We start from the raw sequence: 21,366 nt of genomic DNA on the forward strand, positions 1-21,366 counted from the left end.
TTAATTACTCCTTTCAAATATCTTTAATTCTTCTTGCATTTCTTTAATAGCTGAATGATTTCTTTCTACTCTATAATGTTCAGCCTGAATTATATTATGAACCTGATCTACAGCTTTTTCCAATGAATCGTTTACAATCAGGTAATCATACTTGTCCATGTTTTGAGATTCCTTGCATGAAATTGCTAGTCTCTCTTTGATTACTTCATCTGTTTCTGTGCCTCTGCCAACAAGTCTGTTTTCAAGCTCCTTGGCTGATGGTGGCATTGTGAAAAGTAAAAGTGCATCAGGGAACATTTTCTTAACCTGAAGTGCACCCTGGATTTCTATTTCAAGGATAACATCCTTTTTACGCTCGATTAACTGCTCAACGTAAGCACGAGGTGTTCCGTATGAGTTACCATTGAAAGTTGCATACTCAAGTAACTCGTCGTTTTCTATCATTTTGTCGAATTCTTCTCTTGTTTTAAAGAAGTATTCTCTTCCATCCTTCTCTCCTGCACGAATATCACGTGTTGTAGCGGAAATTGAAAGATTGTAATCATTAGGATGTGCCTCAAGCAAATGCTTCATGATTGTTCCTTTACCAGCTCCTGAAAAGCCTGAAAGGACAATTACAAGACCTTTATCACTAATCATTGTCTATCTCCTCCTTAAATGAATTATCGCTAATTCTATTTGCTATTGTATCTGGCATAAGTGCAGATAAAACCACATACTCATCGCATATTATCACACATCTAGTGCGACGCCCCTGTGTTGCGTCAATTATGTTGCCTTTTTCTTTTGCATTGGCAACTATACGCTTTGAAGGTGCCGAATCGGAGGTGATCATCGATACAATTTTATTGCTATTAATAATGTTTCCAAAACCTATATTTATAAAAGCCATATTATTCTATATTTTGGATCTGCTCCCTAACCTTTTCGATAAGTGTTTTAAGAGTGATGCCGATATCAGCAATTTCAACATCTGTTGATTTTGAAAGAATGGTATTTGCTTCACGATTGAGCTCCTGTGCAAGGAAATCGAGCTTTCTACCAACTTCCTTATCTAAATCAAATACTGATCTGGTTTCAGCTACATGACTCTTTAAACGAACCATTTCTTCATCGATACAAATCTTATCTGCGTACATAGTGACTTCCTGAGCGATACGTGCTTCGTCGATTTTAGTATCATCAAGAAGCTCTTGAATCTTTGAAGTAAGACGAGCTTTGTATTCTTCGATAATCTGTGGACTACGTTTTTCAAGCTTGTCAACGAGAACAAGCATGTCATCCATCTTAGAAACTAAATCAGATTCTAAACGCTGGCCCTCTGCTATTCTTGACTCTACGAATTGATCGATGCAATCTGAAAGAGCTGAAAGCACTAATTCCTTCAGACTATCTTCGTCGGCATCATTTTCTGTAAGCTCAATAACATCTGGAAGACGAACAATGCTGCTAGCCTTCATATCGTTGTCTACACCGAGCTTTTCAGCCATAGCAGAAATAGATTCATAGTATTTAGCTGCCATAGCATCGTTGATAGATACCTGATAGCAGGCATCAGAATGCTCGAGTAAAGTGATGTAAACATCTACCTTTCCTCTAAAAATACTTTCGCCAATTTTGTTGCGAACTACACTCTCTAAAAAATTAAGTTTCTTTGGGAGTTTGATATTTAAATCAAGATATCTGTGATTAACAGACTTCATTTCTATTGTGACACGGGCATCAGAATTTTCAGCAAAGCCCTTGCCGTATCCAGTCATACTACGAACCATGTGAAGATGTCTCTCCTTAGAATTTTATAATAAAAATTACATTACTCTGAAGTGTACACAGTTGTAATTAATTATAATTAAATGTATCATGATAGTCAATAATAAAGGATGAAGTACTACTACTTTGAAAGGACAAGAAAATGGCATTAGATGGTATTTCTATTCATGCTTTAGTACATGAATTTAACGAGACATTTTTGAATGGAAAAATCAATAAAATTTCTCAGCCTGAAAAAGAGGAATTATTGATTACTATAAATACTCAAAATGGAAACAAACGATTGTTAATATCAGCAAACGCTTCTCTTCCATTTATGTATATCACAGATGAGAATAAAACTGCACCAGCCCAAGCTCCTGGATTTTGTATGTTGCTTAGAAAGCATATAGGCGCAGGAAGAATTATTGAAATTTCTCAAATGGGAATGGAACGCGCCGTTCGCTTTAAAATCCAGCATTTAAACGAAATGGGTGATATTACATACAAATATCTTTATATTGAGATTATGGGTAAGCATTCTAACATAATCTTTTGCAACGAAGATAATATGATTTTGGATTCCATAAAGCATATTCCATCTTCAGTTAGTTCAGTAAGAGAAGTTTTGCCTGGGCGAGACTACTTTATTCCAACCCAGGAAGGCAAAACAAATCCTTTGGAGTCATCAGAGGATTCGTTTAAGAATACAGTTCTTAAACGAAGTGAATCCGTGTTTAGGGAACTTATGTCATCATATATTGGTATAAGCCCTACAATTGCCAATGAAATTTGTTTCAGAGCGGGAATTGATTCTGATGCAAGCTGCGCTTCTCTTTTTGACGAACACAAAGATAAGCTTTGGAATAGCTTTACCGGCTTGATGGATGATATTAGAAATGATAACTACTCATACAATATTATTGTAGATGGAGCAAATGGCAAGCCAATTGAATATGCGCCTGTTAACCTTACAATGTATCAGGATATGGAAGCAAAATCTTTCCAGACAATGTCTGAAGTATTAATTGAGTTTTACGCTAAGCGTAATCAATACACAAACATTCGTCAGAAATCCTCTGATTTACGTAAGATTATTACAAATCACATAGAGCGAGCTTCTAAGAAGCTTGATTTGCAATTAAAACAACAAAAAGATACAGAGAAACGCGATAAATACAAGATTTACGGTGAAATGCTGCACACCTACGGCTACGAAGCAAAGCCAAAGGATAAATCCATTACTGTTATTAATTACTATGACAATAAGGAATTAACCATACCTCTTGATCCTGATTTGTCTGCTACCGAAAATGCCAAGAAATACTTTGATAAATATGCAAAGTTAAAAAGAACAGCAGAAGCTCTCAATATTTATATTGAACAGTCAAAGCAAGAATTGGAATTACTACAATCTATCGAGGCTGCTTTGAATATCGCCGAAAATGAAAATGATTTAGCTGAAATTCGACACGAATTATCTGATCACGGATTCATTAAGAAACATTCTGGTAATAAAAAAGAAAAAATCAAGAAAAGCAAACCATTACATTTTGTTGATGATAATGGATTCGATATTTATGTTGGCAAAAACAACTACCAGAACGATGAACTTACTTTTAAATTTGCTACAGGAAATGATTGGTGGTTCCATACAAAAAAGATACATGGCAGTCATGTAATTGTTAAAGCAAATGGTAAGGAATTACCAGACAGTACATATGAATATGCTGCAGAGTTGGCCGCTTACTATTCTTCTGGTCGTGATTCTCAAAAAGTTGAGATTGATTACTTACAAAAGAAGAACGTAAAAAAGCCCGCTAGCGCTGTAGCAGGCTTTGTAGTTTATTACACTAATTACTCTCTTATGGCTACTCCTACCTTAGAGCACGTAAAATTGATTAGCCAAGAATGAGTTTAATGTGGACCTTAGAGTTGGATGTTTTTCCAGTTCAGGGTCCTTTTTTAATATCTCATCTACATCAGATGAAGCCATCTCTAGCTCATCAGCATCTTGATAAATATCTGCAACCTTAAAGCTGAATTCGCCACTTTGACGAACTCCAAACATATCGCCTGGACCACGTAATTTCAAATCTTCTTTAGCGATATAGAAGCCGTCATTTGACTTAAGCATAATATTCAAGCGCTCTGATTCATGATTATCAGAGCTTGAATTCATCAAAATACAGTAGCTTTGAGCGTCGCCTCTACCAACTCGTCCTCGTAATTGATGAAGAGCTGCAAGACCAAATCTATTGGCGTTTTCAATCATCATGACTGTTGCGTTTGGAACATTTACACCTACTTCTACAACAGTTGTAGAAACTAATATATCAGTTTTATGATTAGCAAAATCATCCATTACCTGATTTTTTTCTGCAGGCTTCATTTTTCCATGCAATACACCAATCTGATATTTATCTTTAAAGTGCTCTTTTAGTTTCTTGCTGTAATCCGTAACGTTTTGTGCTTCAGTTGTTTCTGATGCCTCAACAAGTGGGCAAATTATATATACCTGATGCCCTTTTGCTATTTCATCGGAAACAAATTTGTAAGCGGTTGCTCTCATACTTTCTTTGATTACGCATGTTTTTATAGGTAATCGATTAGCTGGAAGCTCCTTGATTGCAGAAACATGCATATTTCCATAGAGAATCATAGCCAAGGTTCTAGGGATTGGGGTTGCTGACATGACAACAATATGAGGATGATTTCCCTTTGAGGAAAGCTTATCTCGTTGCTGTACGCCAAATCTATGCTGTTCATCGGTGATTACTAATGCCAATTCTCCAAAAGTTCGGCCTTCTGAAATCAAGGCATGGGTGCCAATGATTAAGCATTGCTCATTTTCATCAACAAGCTTCTGCATAGCTTTCTTTTCAGAAACCTTCATAGAGCCTGTAAATAAAGCTACTGGAATATCTAATCCAGCATCATCACCCCATTTCTTAAAGCTTTCATAGTGCTGCTTTGCAAGCACTTCTGTAGGCGCCATGATTGCTGCCTGATATCCAGATAACGCAACATCCAACATAGCCAAAAAGGCAACGATGGTTTTACCACTTCCTACATCACCTTGAATTAATCTTTGAGTAATGTATTCTCCTGTTAAATCACTAGAAATGTCATCAATAACCTTTAATTGATCATTAGTTAAAGCGAAAGGTAATGATTTTCTAAAATCGTCTGTTTCCTGATGATGTATGATGTTGAATGTATTCGGATATGAAACGCCCTTTTCTTCCTGTAAACGGGAATTAAGTATAAAGAAAAACATTTCTTCATAAGCAAGGCGACGGCGTGCTTTTACCAGCTCATCAAAATCCTTAGGAAAATGATATGCGTAAATCGCATCCTTATATGACATAAAATCATTTTTGGATTCTATATCCTCAGGTAACCTGTTTTCTGGAATGTTACAATGCTCAAATCCACTTTTAACTGATTTTAATACAAGATTGTTGCTTAAGCCTTTAGTTAAATGATAAATAGGCTGTATTTGCTTGCGGATCTCCTCATATTTATCTCTTTCAAATATTAAAGGCTGTGTAATCTTGTATCGACCCTTGTCAAATAATAGCCTTCCGTAGAAAACATATATTTTGCCTGGCTCCAGGCTGGATTTAATATAATTTGAATTAAACCAGGCTAAATCAACTGCTATATCATCCACATAGGCTGTTGCTGATAATACATCCAGTTTGTTTCTTGTTCTAAATATCTTTGGGCTTGTCTTGATGCGCCCGGCTATACTAACAAGTGAATTGACGTTATCTTTGTTTGGTATAGATACTTCAGGATAAATTAAATAGGTACGCGGAAAAAAAAGGAGTATATCCTCTATGGTATATACTCCTAACTTATTTAATAATTTAGTTGTCTTCTCTCCAACGCCCTTAATAGTGTCAATCGGTGATAACAACTCCATAATATTACTCCACTGAAACGATGTATGCGTAAACAGCCTGTCCGCCTTCTGAAATTTCAACTTCAAGATCTGGATACTTCTCAAGGATCTTGTCTCCAAGAGCTTGAGCATCATCCTGATTTGAACCTTCGCCCCAGTAGATAGAAACTACAGCGGAATCATCAGAAACCATCTCGTCGATCATCTCGAGGAATGCAGTTGAAATATCAGCATTTACAGAAAGGAGGCCTGAATCACCCATACCCATCCAGTCGTCTTTTCTGATTTCTTTGTCATCAATAACAGTATCACGAACAGCGTATGTAACCTGACCAGTCTTTACATTAGAAATTTCTTCTGTCATTGCTGCCTGGTTATCTTCAACGCTAGCGTCTGCAGCGAATGAAATAAGAGCTGTAATTCCCTGAGGAATTGTCTTTGTAGGGATAACGATAATCTTTTTATCCTCACAAATAGCAGCTGCCTGATTTGCTGCAAGAATGATATTTTTATTGTTTGGTAAAACAAATACAGTCTTTGCATTAACCTTTTCTACAGCTGAAAGAATATCGTCTGTAGAAGGGTTCATTGTCTGACCACCTGGAATCATGTAGTCACAACCAAGCTCTGTAAAGATAGATGTAAGACCATCACCTGTAGCAATTGAAACGAATCCCATTTCCTTTGCAGGCTCTGTAAACTTTGGAGCTTCTTCTTTAACATCTTCTTTTTCGCTAGAGAATACTACTTCATCAGAATTTGTCTCTGTGATTGTAAGATCAGAAACCTTTCCAGATGCTAACTTCTCTAATTTTGCTTTTAATTCTTTGATCTGGTATGAAGCAAGTGGCTTCTCGGATTCGATAACGAATTCAACAGCATACTTTGAAATAGCTGGCTTAGCCTTTGGAGCCTCTACAGCTTCTGTTGTGTAATCAACTTCCTTACCAATAAGGGCATCGTAAGCACCCTTAAGAACCTGAACAAGACCCTGTCCGCCTGAATCTACAACACCAGCCTGCTTCAAAACTGGAAGCATATCTGGAGTTCTTGCAAGTGTATCCTCTGCTTCTGCAATAACAGCTTCAGCAAATTCAACGATATTGTCTGTCTTTGTAGCCATCTCTGCAGCCTTGTCAGCAGCAGCACGGGCAACTGTAAGAATTGTACCTTCCTTTGGTTGCATAACTGCCTTGTAAGCAGTCTGAACAGCCTTTTCAAAGGCCTCATTTAAAAGTGGAATATCAACTTCGTCGTGGCTTGAAATAACCTTTGTAAAACCACGGAAAAGCTGAGACAAAATAACACCTGAATTACCTCTAGCGCCTCTAAGTGAGCCAGATGAAATAGCCTTAGACAATGTCTTCATGTCTGGATCCTGAAGCTCCATTACAGCATTTGCTGCAGACATGATAGTCATAGTCATGTTTGTACCTGTATCACCATCAGGAACTGGGAAAACGTTTAATTCGTTAATCCATTCCTTTTTAGATTCAAGATTTTTTGCGCCCGAAAGGAACATCTTTGATAATAAAGACGCATCGATAGTTTGAATCTCCACGTATAAATCCTCCTTAGTCAATAACTCTTACGCCTTCAACGTAGATATTGATTGTATCAACAGTTAAACCAGTAAAAGACGAAACTTTATATTTTACTGTTTCGATGAGGTTTTCTGCTACTGCAGCAACGCTAACACCATATGAAACAATAACATGAAAATCTAACGAAATTGTGTTGTCCTCATTGATATTGACACTAATTCCGTGATTTAAATAATCTTTCTTGAGAAGCTTAACCAAGCCATCTTTCATATTGACAGCAGCCATGCCTACAATGCCGAAGCACTCTACTGCAACTGAACCGGCATAAGTAGCAATAACATCTGTGTCTATAACAATCTTACCAAGCTCTGTTTCCATTTGACCTTGCATAAAATTACCTCCAAATTCGCATATTTACTCATGATGAGAACATTATATACTATGTTTACTAAAAATGAAAGTAAGGATTAATGCCTAAAACAAAAAATAAAAGCCACCCTTCCGAGTGACTTTCAATATCGTGTGTAAGATTAAGCACGCTCAACCTTGCCAGAACGTAAACAAGAAGTACATACATATAACTTCTTAGGTGTTCCATTCACATTACACTTAACGGACTTCACATTAGACTTCCACATATGATTGGATCTTCTATGAGAATGGCTCACATTGTTACCGAAATGAGCGCCTTTTCCACAAACTGCACATTTTGCCATGATTGCACCTCCTTGTAATTTATTTCAAAAACAAATTGCATTGACTAAACGCAACAAACGAATTATAGCAAAGCAAATTGTAAATTGCAATGATTTTTTCACTATATCTTGATTTTATTTTTTAAATATAGTGTGTTACTGGAAATATGCATTAAAAACCTTTGCTGCCAATGGAGCTGCATGCTTACTTCCATATCCTGCTCCTTCCATTATAACAGCAATAGCCAGTTCTTTTCCAGTATTATCTATTGCGTATCCAACAAACCAGGAATGGGTCATACTTTTATTTGTTGTATACTCTGCTGTTCCAGTTTTGCCGTATACTTTTAAATCGCCAAAATCTACGCTATCGGCAGTTCCATCCATTACAACAGCTTCCATATATTCATTAAGTAAATCTACCTCAGAATCGGACATAATTTGTCCGTAACTCTTTTCATCTGTCTGACTAACAATATCGCCTTCGGCGCTTACCAGTTTATCAGCGTAATACGGTTCCATCAACTCGCCGTCGTTTGCAATTGCAGAAACAAGCATGCACATATGAAGTGGTGAAACTGTGGTATTACCCTGACCTATGGATGTTTGACCAACAAGCTTATCGTCACTATTTGCAAGAGAAAAATTGGATGCTTTAGTAGCTTCAATCTGAGTAGGCAATGTATCGTTAAATAATAATTCCTCTGCAGTTTCAGTGAACTCATCTTTATTAAGATTTATTCCCATATATGCATATGCGCTGTTGCAGGAATTTGAAAATGCTTTTAACAGATTCTCTGAACCGTGAGATTTATTACTACTACAATGAATTGTAAAATCCCCTACTTTAAGAGAACCGTTGCAATTGTAGCTAAAATCTGAGTTACCATTGTTAGCTCTTAAATAGGCTATAGTGGTAACAATTTTAAATGTTGAACCAGGAGGATACGCTCCTTGTGTAGCTCTGTTTAAAAGAACTGATTTGCTGTTTGATTCACTATTGATGTCATTCCAGTATGTTGCAATTGTGTTTGGATCGTAATCTGGTTTGGATACCATAGCAACAACTTTTCCTGTAGATGGCTCGATTGCTATTACTGCCCCGTCGTACATTCCCATACCTTCGTAAGCAGCTACCTGAGTTTCATAATCAAATGTAGTGTATAAATCGTCTCCCGGGCTTTTCTTGCCGCTGAGATTATTGTTAATCTGATCTTTAAGCGAAATGTGGCTCTTTAGCAAATCGAATGAATAATAGGCTTCTAGCCCAGCCATTCCCTGATCTACATAGCCTACAGCATGGCTAAACAGCCTTTCGTCTGGATATACACGTATTTCCTGTTTGGAATCATCGTAGCTTGTTTTGGCTATAATATGCCCGTCTGCGGTATATATGCTACCTCTGGTTACATCATCTGAAAAAGCTGAAAATCTTGAGTTATAAGAATTATATATGAAATCTTTTGCTCCTTCTTTCACGTAATAAGAAAGGTAGACAATCATAGCAATAAAAACCGTGGCAAACATAATTGCTATAACATATATTTCTTTTCGAATTGCTTTCTTAGTAGTCTTCTTTTTAGTCATAACGTCTTCTGCCTTTGTTTATATAAATTAATTCATCAGAACACTGTGCGATGTAGAAACAAATAAACATTGAAAGTAAAGAGCTGCCACCATAGCTGATAAAAGGTAAGGTGACACCTGTGGATGGTATAAATTTGATTACACCACCAATATTTAATATAGCTTGAATCGAAAAAATAATTGCGATTCCATTGATAATCAACATATAAAAGCTACTAGAACATGCAAAAGCTCTATTAAAAAGCATAATGCTAGTGCACATTACAATAACTATTAAGCATATAGCTACAACTGCCCCTAATTCCTCTGAAATAGCTGCAAATATGAAGTCCTTGGTAACAACCGGTATCTTATTTGGCTGACCATTTGTGAGTCCGGAGCCGAACCATCCTCCAGATCCAATTGCGAATAATGACTGTGTAATTTGATATCCTTTATCATCGATAACTGATAATGGGTCAGACCATGCAATAAATCTAGATTGTATATGAGGAAATCTATTGTATGCGAATATTCCGCCTGCAAAAGCCACAATAAATTCCAACGATAAAACAATATAATTCTTGTAAGCTATGAAAATGATAAAAACATAGGCAACAAGAAATATCATAGCTGTTCCTAAATCTTTCGAAAAAACTAATACCAAAACATGTAATGCAGCTCCTATTGTAGAAAACAGAAAGCCGCGCATATCTTTGTAAGTCACTATACAGCCGCTGATAAAGAAAAGATAAGTAAGCTTAACAAATTCACTAGGCTGTATGCTTATGCCTCCAAACGAAAGGGAAAGCTTTGCGCCATACTCCACCTTTCCTGTGAAATGCACTATTAATAGAAGCGCAATACCAACAAGGGCAAAAATAAATAGCTTTCGATTGATATGCTTGATGTTTTTAAGTACCAGCATAGCTAAAATAGCAATTCCGGCAGATGCAATGGCAAAAACAAACTGTCTGGTTGCCCTGCTCATATCAAGTCTTTCTAGCGCAATAAAACTAAAGCTTAGAAGCATCAACATATTATTTAAAAGAGCTCCGGATTTGCCATAGTTTAGTTTGGTCATTGATATGCTTATTGCAATAAATAAAGCCAGCTGAAAAATAGCCAAAATAATAATTCTAGGGTCTTCTTTTACATAGTATAAAATGATGGAGCCGTTTATCAGAAAACAGACCACCATGATAGACTGAATAGTAGAAAAAATCCCCGATAAATCTTCACCGATTTTTGCCTCAAATATCTGTATAACATCTAATAGTGTAAACACCATTACAAAGATTAAAATTGTAATTCTGGAAAAAGTTATCAGAACGCTAACCAACGTTATTCTACTCCTCTTTTTAAATGTCCTTTAGTAAAGTCTTCTTTGAATTTAAAAGGTTGATTCTTGATAAATACATCTTTATAAAGATTAAGTATTTCTTCGGTTTCTGATTCAGATTCAACAGTAAAATCTAATCTGAATTCTTTAACACCGAGAGATAATAATTCATCCTTTAAATCAAATGCCATATATCTCTTGCTGTTGTAGATAGTGTTGTAACAATTATTACAGTCACATGCTACAATGAAGCTTTCATTTTTTCGGTCTACTAGCGTAATCTGGCTGTTGGCCTTTTTACAACCGATAGTATTCTTTACAGTGCAATTAGCTGTAATCATCATAGGAATGCGGCTGTAAATAATCATCTGAGAATTATGATTATCTCTGTGCTTTAATTCCTTTAATGAAAGCTCATAAGGGATACAGCTATAATTGAATCCAAGCTTTTCGAATGATTTAACACTTCGGTTATTGAAAGTATATAACCTGTGATCCAGTATTACTTTTTCCTGAGGATAATTAATACTAGATAAATAACCTAGCTCATCGTAGCTTGCTGCTATTACACCATCTGCTCTATCGTCTATATCTAAAGACTTGATTTTGCTGTTTCTAAACACTGCCGGCAGGTAAATATATACTTTGCCAGAGAAATATTGTTTCGCAGTCTCGAATAAATGGGATGGAACCGCAATAGCATCAATAAAATCAAAGTTTTTCAATGCTTTAATCTGCTCTTCTTTTAGCAATGTGATGAAAGTCTTTGGTGAAGCCTGAATATTGCTTTGAACCTTTAATTCCTCAAATGGGACCACTATTTTATTCTTCTCAGTAGATAAAACAGCAGTTAACTGGCCAATGGCTTCTCTTCTGGCATTCTTCAAAGCCGAAACAGGCAAGAAAATCTCATCATCATAATCAATGTTTAATTTATCAATTTCAAATGATGTATTTCCAAGACCAGATATCGCTTTTACGATATCTTCTTTGCTAGTGGCTCTATTTTGAGCTTTTTCAATAACACTTCCTGTAAATTTACCTTCATTTCCGTTATCATCCATGAAAGTAACCTGAAGCTCTTTTCCTAGATTTGCGCTAACCTTGCAGTTAACTTTTATTTTTCTTTCTGATATTTCTGCATTAGAAGATTCTGCTTTTGTATGGGATGGGGCCTCGAAAGTCATCATTTCAGGGCCGTTGTGGGAATGCAAATATAAATCTGTAAATCCGCTTCTGTTTCCTGAATTTAAAAGACGTGTTATGTCCTCATCTGATACAGAATAATTAGCAGCACCCTTGTATAAATACTGGTCTACATAATGTCTATATACAGATAAAACTCCCGTTGCATAGTCTATCTGCTTCATTCTTCCTTCGATTTTAAAGGACATCACACCTGCTTCAATCATTTCAGGAAGATACTTTATAGTACAAAAATCCTTAGGGCTAAGGATGTAATTTCCTTTTTTGTTAAGCTTATTATTTTTATCATCAAAAGCTTCGTATGGAAGTCTACAAGGCTGAGCACATCTTCCTCTGTTGCCAGATCTCCCACCTAAAATTGATGACATCAAGCATTGTCCGGAATAGCAAACGCAAAGAGCACCGTGCACAAAAGATTCGATTTCCAAATCAGGGCAAGCGCGATGAATTCTGCTAATTTCATCGATAGATATCTCACGAGCTGTAACAATACGAGATGCACCTAAATCCTCAAAGTATTTAGCGCCATATTCTGTACAAAGGCTGGCCTGGGTGCTCACATGAATATGAGTATCCGGAAAATAGTTTCTTATGAAATTAAATACGCCAAAATCCTGAACGATAAATGCATCTATTCCATTTTCCACGTATGCTTTTAGGTATTCGTATAACTTGCCTTCGATTTCAAGATTTTTAAGCAAAGTATTTACAGTAAGATAAGCCTTCGCACCGTGTAAATGAGCATATTTGATAGCCTCTTTGGCGTCTTCGATTGAGAAGTTTTTAGCATAAGCTCTGGCGCCAAATAAATCTCCACCAAAATACACTGCATCAGCTCCTGAATTGATAGCAGCTTTAAATATTTGTAAATCGCCTGCTGGCGAAAGTAATTCTAATTTATTCATAGATATCCTCATAAAATAAGGGCCCCATCAAGGGACCCAATTATTATACATCTGAAATAGAACCTAGAAGGGCATCCTCTAGGGAAGCCTCAAGCTTTGTCTTGTGAAGAAGAAGCTCCTTGTTCTCCCTTTCAAGCTTTGTAATTGTTTCTTCTAAAGTCTCTGTCTTAAGCTGTGCTGATATTAAATCGTGTTTGAGATTGTAAATTTCTTTATCACGAATATCTAAATCAGATTCAAGGGATTCAACCTGGGTCTTCGCCTTGAAGTAATCGTCAGCAATATTTAGCTCAAGCAAAGTAGCCTTTAAATCAGCAGAAATACGTTTGTAATCGTCTATTGAATTAAACTCGTCAAGCTTTGAATTTATGTAGTTGGCAACCTTCTGAAGATATTCCTCTTCTTCGTAACCGCTCAACGTATAAACTTTTCCGCCTATAAGCACCTTTGCGCTCTTCTCGGAAACCATATACCGCATCCTCCCTGTAGAAAATCACTTATAATTATATATATTATTTTGCATAAAAACAAGATTTCACATTACATTTTCTGGAATTGGCATGTGAAAATGTTCGTATGCTTCTTTTGTTGCAACTCGTCCCTTTGGAGTACGAATAATTAAGCCGTTTTGGAGAAGATATGGCTCGTAAACATCCTCAATTGTCCCTGAGTCCTCTCCTACTGTGGCAGCAAGATTGTCCAGGCCAACTGGACCACCGTTAAAACGCTCGATTATTGCAAGCAATATGTTTCTGTCGTTATTATCCAATCCTAATGTGTCAACCTCTAAAGAATCTAGTGTGGCGGCAGCTACATCCTTTGTGATAACACCATCAAATTTAACTTCAGCGTAATCTCGCACTCGTTTTAAATATCTGTTTGCCAAACGAGGGGTCCCTCTTGATCTAAGAGCTATTTGGTATGCACCCTCATAATCTATAGGGGCATCCAGCTTTCCAGCAGAAGCTGTGACGATTGTTGATAGCTCCTCTGGAGTGTAATAATCCATATGGCCGATTATTCCGAATCTATCACGAAGTGGAGCTGATAAAAGACCCGGTCTTGTGGTTGCTCCAATAAGTGTAAAACGAGGAAGCTTTGTGTGGATTGAACGAGCTGTTGTATCTTTGCCCATAACAATATCTACAGCGAAATCCTCCATTGCAGAATACAAAGTCTCTTCTACTGGCTTTGACAGACGATGAATTTCATCAATAAATAAAACATCACCATCCTTCAAAGTCATAAGAACAGCTACTATTTCACCTGGTATGGTAATCGCAGGGCCAGATGTAACTTTAATATTTGAGTTCATCTCGGACGCTACAATCCCTGCAAGAGTGGTTTTGCCAAGACCTGGAGGTCCATATAAGAGCACATGATCCAGCGCCTCACCACGCTTTTTTGCAGCCTCGATATAGATTTGCATGTTCTCTTTGACTTTATTCTGACCAATGTAGCCATCAAAGCTCTTTGGTCTAAGAGCGTTATCTGTAACTAAATCCTCGTGAGATGCAATTGTAGATGTTATTTGTTTGTTTGAAAGCATATATTCTCACCCTTAAATAAATGACATTTGTTTTAGTGTATCAGAAAGCAACTGTTCAGTGGTTGTAGAATCTGTAATTGTCATCTTGTCTAAAGCTCTAGCAGCATTGCTTGGAGAATAACCAAGTGCTACAAGGGCCTCTAGTACTTCTTCTTTTACAGTTGAAGTGGTGGCAATCTTTGCCTGGCCTGCTGAAAGCTTGCCTTCGAATGCATCTACAATATCAACTTTATCCTTTAAATCGATTATTGCTCTTTCTGCTGTTTTCTTTCCTACTCCAGGAACTTTAGCAAAGGCCTTGGAATCACCTCCTGCTACAGCAAAACGAATGTCTGAAACGGTCATGGAACTAAGGATTGCAAGAGCCCCCTTAGGCCCAATTCCGCTGACAGAAAGAAGAAGCTCAAACATCTTAAGCTCCTCCTTGTCATAGAATCCATATAAAGTAAGAGAATCCTCTTTTGGAATCAGCTTGGTGTTAAGCTTGATTTCTGAACCAATAGCAGGAAGGCTGCCAATTGTATTCATTGAAGAATTAACACCATAACCTATTCCATTATTGTCAACGATAATGACGTTGCCATCAATATCTGTAAGTGTGCCTCGAATGAATGCTATCATATTTTCTCCCCAATAAAATAAAATCCTTTACAACAGTTTAACTTAACATCAACGATTTTTCCAATCAAAGATGCATCCCCTGGGAAATGTACTGTTGTATTGTTTTCAAGTTTGCCTGATACCAATGATGAATCCTGCTCATTTACTTCTTCAACAAGAACCTTTTGAACAGTTCCTTCAAGAGATTTTACTTTTTCGTGTCCATGCTTTTGTACTAAGGCAAGTAATCTATCAAATCTATCCTTGATTACGTCTTCAGGAACCTGATTATCCATAGTAGCTGCTGGAGTTCCAGTACGCTTAGAATAAATGAATGTGAAGGCGCTATCATAGTGAACCTTATCTACTACATCCATTGTCTCAAGGAAATCTTCCTCTGTTTCACCAGGGAAACCAACGATAATATCTGTAGTAATCGCTACATCAGGAATGCGAGCTCTAAGCTTTTCTACTAAGCCAAGATAATGCTCCTTTGTGTAACGTCTGTTCATTTTCTTAAGGATTTCGCTACTTCCAGACTGAAGAGGTAAATGCATGTGCTTGCATACCTTTGGAAGTGTAGCCATTGCCTCAATAAGGTCATCTGAAAGATTCTTTGGATGAGGAGTCATAAAACGAATTCGCTCAAGACCCTCGATATCGTTTACCATTTTAAGAAGCTCTGCAAAGGTAACCTTTTCTTCAAGGCCTACGCCGTATGAGTTAACATTCTGACCAAGAAGCATAATTTCAACTACGCCATCTGCCACCAATGATTTAATTTCGTTAACGATATCTTCTGGCTTTCTAGAACGTTCTCTTCCTCTAACATAAGGTACGATGCAATATGTACAGAAATTATTACATCCGAAACTGATATTTACACCAGATTTGAATGGGAATTTTCTAGAAATTGGAAGATTCTCTACGATTTTGTCGGTATCCTTCCAAATATCAATAATCATTCCCTTTTTATTGAGTAACGCTGTTGTAAATAACTCTGCAAACTTGTAAAGGTTGTGTGTTCCAAAGATTAAATCTACAAATTTGTAGTTGTTCTGCAAGTGCTCGATAACAGTAGGCTCCTGCATCATACAACCGCAGAGACCAATCATCATATTCTTATTCTTTTTCTTGTAACCGTGAAGAATACCAAGATGACCGTAAACTTTATTATTTGCGTTCTCTCTAACAGTGCATGTATTGTAGATTACAAAATCAGCATTCTCATCTGTTGTTTCTTCATAACCAATTTCCTTAAGAACACCAAGAAGCTTCTCAGAATCTCTTGCGTTCATCTGACAACCAAATGTAACAACACAGCAAGTAAGCTTTCTTCCAAGCTCTTCTTCTCTTTTAGCTACAATCTTTGCAGCCTCCTTAATGAAATAATATTGGCGTTCCGGCTCCTCTGTTGGAGCATTGTTTAATAAATCTGTAATACTCATTTTAATTCCTAACTATTTTCTAATTTGTCCGTTACCACGGATTGTATATTTATAACTTGTTAATGCTAAAAGTCCCATAGGGCCTCTTGCATGAAGTTTTTGTGTGCTAATACCTATTTCTGCTCCGAACCCAAACTCAAATCCATCTGTAAATCTGGTTGAAGCATTAACATAAACACAAGATGCATCAATGCCATCTAAGAACATATTTGCATTAGCTTCGTCATTAGTAATGATCGATTCTGAATGACCGGTATTGTATTTATTAATATGTTCAATTGCCTCTTCTACTGAAGAAACAGTCTTAACTGAAATTATATAATCTAAATATTCCTTACCAAAATCTTCCTCTGTTGCATCAAAAGAACCCTCAAGGTACTGTTTAGAATCAGCATCGGCAAATATTTGTACGCCGTGCTCTCTAAGCTTTGCATTTAGAGCAGGAAGAAGCTTGGCTGCTATATCTTTATGTATAACAAGAGATTCACAGGCGTTGCATACACCAATTCTCTGTGTTTTCGCATTTTCGATAACAGATATAGCCATATCGATATCTGCATCATAATCAACGTAAATATGGCAGTTGCCAGATCCTGTTTCTATTACTGGGACGGAAGCATTTTCTACAACTGATTTAATAAGGCCAGCTCCTCCACGAGGAATAAGAACATCTACATATCCGTTCATTCGCATAAGCTGATTTGTAGATTCTCTTGTAGTATCTTCGATTAATGTAATTGCATCAACTGGAAGATTTTCCTTCACAAGAGTATCCCTGATAATCTTTACAATAGCCTTGTTTGATTCAAGAGCATCTGAACCGCCTTTTAAGATAGTTGCATTGCCAGTTTTGAAACATAAGCCAAACACATCGGCAGTTACATTAGGACGAGCCTCGTAAATGACGCCAACAACACCAATTGGCACAAGCCTTTTGGCTATATGGAGCCCGTTAGGTCTATCCCATTCTTCGGTGATTTTTCCGATTGGATCCTCCAGTTCTACAACCTGACGCAATCCCTCTGCCATCCCGCTAATTCGAGATTCATCTAACTTTAATCGATCTAACAATCCCTGGGATAATCCCTTTTTCTCACCGTTAGCCATATCGATTTTATTAGCACTAATAATATCAGTGCTATTTTCCTCAAGGGCATCTGCAACTGCTAATATCCCTTTGTTTTTAGCCTCGGTAGATAATAAAGCTACTTTGTACTTTGCTGCCTTTGCTTTTGTTGCCTGCTCAATTAATGTCATGATCTACTTCCTTTCAAAACCAAGTTTTCAGTAACAATATAATCCATCGGTATATCATGGGATTCGATTTGAATATTCTCCGCCAGCTGCTTTGAAAAGCAAGGCGCAATGCTTGTTATTTCTGGATGCTTTTCGAAAAATCTATCATAAAAGCCGCCTCCATAACCAATTCTATTAAGCTTTTTATCGAATATCAACCCTGGGGTTATAGAAATAATTGACTGATTGAAATCAGTAAGTAAATTCATGTCAGATTTCGGTTCCATAATATTGTATGAACCAATAGAAAAATCCTTTTCTAAATCGACTATTTCATAGAAATACAACTGATGATTCTTTTTATCACATTTTGGGAAATATAGATGCTTTCCCTGCTGTAATAAAATGGAATATAACTGTTTTAAATCAACTTCGCTTCCGAATGGATAATAGCATAAAAAAATATTAGCTCCTTTAAAATCAAATTCTAAAAGAGCCAAAACATTTTCACTAATAAGGGATGACAATCGATTTCTTTCTGAAATTGAAATACCATCTCTAATACTTTTATAAGTTAATCTAATATCATTACTAGTTTGACTTACTTCCATATTTTTCGCCAAGGTTTTCTACCTTACCATCTTCGTCTACGATATCGATATTGTTAAGCTGGGTTCTGATATTGCCCTTAATTGCATCAATATAAGCTCTTCTAAGCTTAGCCTGCTCTGTTTTTTCAGCATCAGTAAGACCTTCACCTTTCTGCTTATGGTAAAGTTCATTAATTCTTGCGATATCTTTCTCTGTAATCATAATTAATCCTCTAACAAATCTAATATATGGACATCATCTCTTTTATTTGCAGTAAAGAGTGTGCCTTTATCTTTATTTTCGAAAATACGATGAATATTTCCTATATGTGTGCCGTTTGTAATAACCATATCCGCACCAGAATATGTAGCTATTTGTGCTGCTCTAAGCTTTGCAGTCATTCCTCCTGTGCCAACGTTTGATGTACTATCAGATGAAGCCATTTCAAAAACAGAATCAATATCCTTTACAACTGGCACAAACTCAGCATTAGGGTTTGTGTTTGGATTGTCAGTATAAAGACCATCTATATCTGATAAAAGAATCAGTGCATCAGCGTTAACAAGGGCTGCAACAATAGCCGACAATGAATCATTGTCGCCAAACTGAATTTCATGAGTGGCAACAGTATCATTTTCATTAACTACAGGAATAACCCCTAGATTAAACAGCTGTTCAAAAGTATTACGAGCATTTTCTCTAGATTCTGGATCGGTCATTGTCTTTTTGGTCATAAGAATCTGTCCGGCTCTTTGATTGTACTCAGAAAAAAGCTTTTGATAAACCGACATAAGATAAGCCTGGCCAATAGAAGCACAAGCCTGCTTTGTAGCCAAATCTGAAGGACGTTCCTTTAAACCAATTGCATATCGTCCAACAGCAATCGCACCTGAAGATACAAGACATACATCCTTGCCTTGAGCACGCAAATCACAGAGCTGGCGAACTAGTCGCTCCAACTTCGTGTAATCAATATTTCCAGTTGCATCATGGGTTATGGTTGATGAACCAACCTTTACAATAACTCTTTTCTTTTTTGTAAAATCTACACCGTACATATTCTTCCCCCGAAATATTATCCGCTACATAATAACACTATTTTCGCAGATATTCAATAAATTGGGACTTTGGCATTGGTTTTGCAAAATAGAACCCCTGAAGATAATCTACATTAAGTTTCTTTAACATATTAAGATGTTTTTCTGATTCAACACCTTCTATTAAAACCTTGCAATCTAAATCATGAATCATCTTTACTGTGTTCTCTAATATAACTTTTCCACGCTTGTCATTCTCCGCATTCCATAAAATGGTCTTATCAATTTTTATAACGTCAAAATCTAGAGAGAAAATACCCTCCATGTTAGAATAGCCGGTTCCATAATCATCCATCGATATTGAAAATCCTGCAGCTTTCAAGTTGTGAGCAACAATAGAAAGAACATCATAATCCTCTGCTCCTACTGTTTCAGTAATTTCAAAGTTAATCATAGAATGATCTATTCCATACTCATCAACAATTCCTTTAATGTGCTCAAAGAATCCGGGACTAAGACATTGAATAACCGATAGATTTACATTAATGCAATCAATATTATCCTTTGGTTCGATGTCGTATTTAATAAAACGGCATACTTCTCGAAGCACAAAGTCATCCATATGTTCAACTAAACCGATTTGTTCTGCTATTGGAATAAATTCCTCTGGAGAAATATATCCGATTGTATTGTCCTGCATTCTGAGAAGCGCCTCGGCTCCGTGAATTCTATAGTCATCCAGATAAACTGTTGGTTGGTAGTAAACTTCAAGATTATCATTAATAATATTTCTTTTAATAGCCTGCTCAATTTCGGATCTACGTAAAATCCAATCCATAATATTTTCTGCAGCAATTGTGGAAGGAATGATAGAGTCCGAAATGTACATAATATCATCTACAGAGCATAATTCATTGGATGTATCAGCCTTTAAAACGATAGCATTTAGTTTGATAGATGCTTCTGCTATATTCCAAACGTTGTTAAAGCGATTTGTAATAGCGTTTGTCAAGTTGTCTATATGCTTGTAGTCGTTTTTATCGCAAATGATAATGAAAGTCTCTTTAATTGGATGATAAATTTTATACCTAGGGACAAGTGTTTTTAAAAACTCTGCACATTCAGTTGTCAGCAAATCATAATTAGATGAACGAGTAATTCTTTCGAGAGTTTTGGCATTCAATATTTTAATAAATATAATAGTTGCCTTTTCATTCATAGTAAGAATGTTATTTAAATCCGCTTGCAGAGCTAGTCTATTGTAAATATGAGTGTCGGCATCTATTCTATTATCTTCACTTTCTATCGCAAGCATAACACCCATTAGAGCTAACGCTTCTGCCAACAATTCGAATTTAATATCAATGAATTTGTATTGAATATACACGCCTGCAAAGGTAATAAAAAAGAAATATATTAAAGCTATACTCTTTCTTTTTGTAACAGCCTTCCAGGCAAATAAAATTTCAAAAATAGAAAGAATGAAATAAAAAATTGCAGCCCAATAAATAACCAGCTCGGCATTGTTTCTATGGAATACTAAATTTTCATCGTAATAGAATACCCAATTAAATACAGGATTTAATATAGCTAGAAACTCTGTAATAAAAAAAGGAACCTGTAAAAGCATTCCTCTAGCAAATTCTCTTCTGCGGTTTTTTCCAGTTACACTACATACATAGTTATAAAGTGCTGGGCAAAGAGCTGTATGCAAAATGAAATAGGAATTTTGTGACGCCAATAGCATAAAATGGTTATAATCGGATTCATTTCCGATAATTTCAAAAACAGCTGTAGAAATCTCTGAGATTGAATTAAGTGTAATAATTAAAAGTAAGCATAAAAACCATCTATTTTGTGATTTATCAGTTCTTTTCTGTAAAAGAGTAAATAATAAAATCGAAATTGAAATTGCTAATGCTGCCGCATAAAACGCTATGTGAAATTGATTTCTAATAATTATCATCAAATTCCTCCGGTAGAAATAA

The 21,366-nt window shown here is 36.3% G+C and carries 20 protein-coding genes; 1 reads left to right on the plus strand and 19 read right to left on the minus strand.

Annotated features, from left to right (window positions below):
* Genes gmk through CRN97_RS00670 form a run of 3 tightly spaced genes read right to left on the minus strand, consistent with a single transcriptional unit; the run spans position 1 to position 1,772 of the window.
* Positions 1-636 carry a guanylate kinase gene (gene gmk / locus CRN97_RS00660; protein WP_044935020.1) on the minus strand — a complete coding sequence of 212 codons (636 nt, stop codon included), beginning with the start codon at positions 634-636 and terminating at the stop codon, positions 1-3.
* A complete protein-coding gene (locus CRN97_RS00665; protein ID WP_044934514.1) occupies positions 632-892 on the minus strand; it encodes an extracellular matrix/biofilm biosynthesis regulator RemA family protein in 261 nt (86 codons plus the stop codon). The genes gmk and CRN97_RS00665 overlap by 5 nt, the downstream gene beginning before the upstream one ends.
* 1 nt (position 893) lies before the next feature.
* On the minus strand, positions 894-1,772 hold the full coding sequence (locus CRN97_RS00670; protein WP_074788927.1) for a YicC/YloC family endoribonuclease: 879 nt from the start codon (positions 1,770-1,772) through the stop codon (positions 894-896).
* 140 nt (positions 1,773-1,912) lie between these two features.
* Here CRN97_RS00670 and CRN97_RS00675 point away from each other — a divergent pair, with 140 nt between their 5' ends.
* The gene (locus CRN97_RS00675; protein WP_097075480.1) at positions 1,913-3,664 is read left to right on the plus strand and encodes an Rqc2 family fibronectin-binding protein; all 1,752 of its coding nucleotides are present in this window, start codon (positions 1,913-1,915) and stop codon (positions 3,662-3,664) included.
* Here CRN97_RS00675 and recG read toward each other — a convergent pair.
* From recG to CRN97_RS00755, 16 genes are all read right to left on the minus strand, one after another.
* On the minus strand, positions 3,632-5,680 hold the full coding sequence (gene recG / locus CRN97_RS00680; protein ID WP_242961980.1) for an ATP-dependent DNA helicase RecG: 2,049 nt from the start codon (positions 5,678-5,680) through the stop codon (positions 3,632-3,634). The two genes, CRN97_RS00675 and recG, sit on opposite strands and share 33 nt — an antisense overlap.
* A 4-nt stretch (positions 5,681-5,684) precedes the next feature.
* A complete protein-coding gene (locus CRN97_RS00685; protein ID WP_097075481.1) occupies positions 5,685-7,220 on the minus strand; it encodes a DAK2 domain-containing protein in 1,536 nt (511 codons plus the stop codon).
* 13 nt (positions 7,221-7,233) lie between these two features.
* Positions 7,234-7,593, minus strand: coding sequence for an Asp23/Gls24 family envelope stress response protein (locus CRN97_RS00690; protein ID WP_033154141.1), 360 nt, complete (start codon positions 7,591-7,593; stop codon positions 7,234-7,236).
* Between the two features lie 140 nt (positions 7,594-7,733).
* Positions 7,734-7,919 carry a 50S ribosomal protein L28 gene (rpmB, locus tag CRN97_RS00695; RefSeq protein ID WP_015549663.1) on the minus strand — a complete coding sequence of 62 codons (186 nt, stop codon included), beginning with the start codon at positions 7,917-7,919 and terminating at the stop codon, positions 7,734-7,736.
* A gap of 135 nt (positions 7,920-8,054) precedes the next feature.
* Positions 8,055-9,485, minus strand: coding sequence for a peptidoglycan D,D-transpeptidase FtsI family protein (locus CRN97_RS00700; RefSeq protein WP_097075482.1), 1,431 nt, complete (start codon positions 9,483-9,485; stop codon positions 8,055-8,057).
* On the minus strand, positions 9,478-10,755 hold the full coding sequence (locus tag CRN97_RS00705; RefSeq protein ID WP_179670632.1) for an FtsW/RodA/SpoVE family cell cycle protein: 1,278 nt from the start codon (positions 10,753-10,755) through the stop codon (positions 9,478-9,480). Before CRN97_RS00705 ends, CRN97_RS00700 begins: the two co-directional genes overlap by 8 nt.
* A 53-nt stretch (positions 10,756-10,808) precedes the next feature.
* Positions 10,809-12,917, minus strand: a complete 2,109-nt coding sequence (locus CRN97_RS00710; protein WP_179670633.1) for a U32 family peptidase — start codon at positions 12,915-12,917, stop codon at positions 10,809-10,811.
* Between the two features lie 43 nt (positions 12,918-12,960).
* Positions 12,961-13,386: a cell division protein ZapA gene (locus tag CRN97_RS00715; RefSeq protein WP_044934527.1), complete on the minus strand. Its 426-nt coding sequence runs from the start codon at positions 13,384-13,386 to the stop codon at positions 12,961-12,963.
* 66 nt (positions 13,387-13,452) lie between these two features.
* Positions 13,453-14,466: a Holliday junction branch migration DNA helicase RuvB gene (ruvB, locus tag CRN97_RS00720; protein ID WP_033154145.1), complete on the minus strand. Its 1,014-nt coding sequence runs from the start codon at positions 14,464-14,466 to the stop codon at positions 13,453-13,455.
* Between the two features lie 12 nt (positions 14,467-14,478).
* On the minus strand, positions 14,479-15,087 hold the full coding sequence (gene ruvA, locus CRN97_RS00725; protein WP_097075485.1) for a Holliday junction branch migration protein RuvA: 609 nt from the start codon (positions 15,085-15,087) through the stop codon (positions 14,479-14,481).
* Positions 15,084-16,514 carry a tRNA (N6-isopentenyl adenosine(37)-C2)-methylthiotransferase MiaB gene (miaB, locus tag CRN97_RS00730; RefSeq protein ID WP_097075486.1) on the minus strand — a complete coding sequence of 477 codons (1,431 nt, stop codon included), beginning with the start codon at positions 16,512-16,514 and terminating at the stop codon, positions 15,084-15,086. The genes ruvA and miaB overlap by 4 nt, the downstream gene beginning before the upstream one ends.
* A 12-nt stretch (positions 16,515-16,526) precedes the next feature.
* Positions 16,527-17,771 (minus strand): glutamate-5-semialdehyde dehydrogenase, encoded by a 1,245-nt coding sequence (locus tag CRN97_RS00735; protein WP_097075487.1) that lies wholly within the window; start codon positions 17,769-17,771, stop codon positions 16,527-16,529.
* On the minus strand, positions 17,768-18,361 hold the full coding sequence (locus CRN97_RS00740) for a 5-formyltetrahydrofolate cyclo-ligase (RefSeq protein WP_097075488.1): 594 nt from the start codon (positions 18,359-18,361) through the stop codon (positions 17,768-17,770). Before CRN97_RS00740 ends, CRN97_RS00735 begins: the two co-directional genes overlap by 4 nt.
* The gene (locus CRN97_RS00745; RefSeq protein WP_179670634.1) at positions 18,342-18,563 is read right to left on the minus strand and encodes a DUF896 domain-containing protein; all 222 of its coding nucleotides are present in this window, start codon (positions 18,561-18,563) and stop codon (positions 18,342-18,344) included. The genes CRN97_RS00740 and CRN97_RS00745 overlap by 20 nt, the downstream gene beginning before the upstream one ends.
* A gap of 2 nt (positions 18,564-18,565) precedes the next feature.
* Positions 18,566-19,399 carry a glutamate 5-kinase gene (gene proB / locus CRN97_RS00750; RefSeq protein WP_074788937.1) on the minus strand — a complete coding sequence of 278 codons (834 nt, stop codon included), beginning with the start codon at positions 19,397-19,399 and terminating at the stop codon, positions 18,566-18,568.
* Between the two features lie 37 nt (positions 19,400-19,436).
* Entirely contained in the window at positions 19,437-21,344 is a 1,908-nt protein-coding gene (locus tag CRN97_RS00755; RefSeq protein WP_097075489.1) for an EAL domain-containing protein, read from the minus strand.
* Between the last annotated feature and the right edge of the window lie 22 nt (positions 21,345-21,366).

Origin of the sequence: Pseudobutyrivibrio ruminis DSM 9787 (assembly GCF_900218035.1) — a bacterium.
Taxonomy (GTDB): Bacteria; Bacillota; Clostridia; order Lachnospirales; family Lachnospiraceae; genus Pseudobutyrivibrio; species Pseudobutyrivibrio ruminis.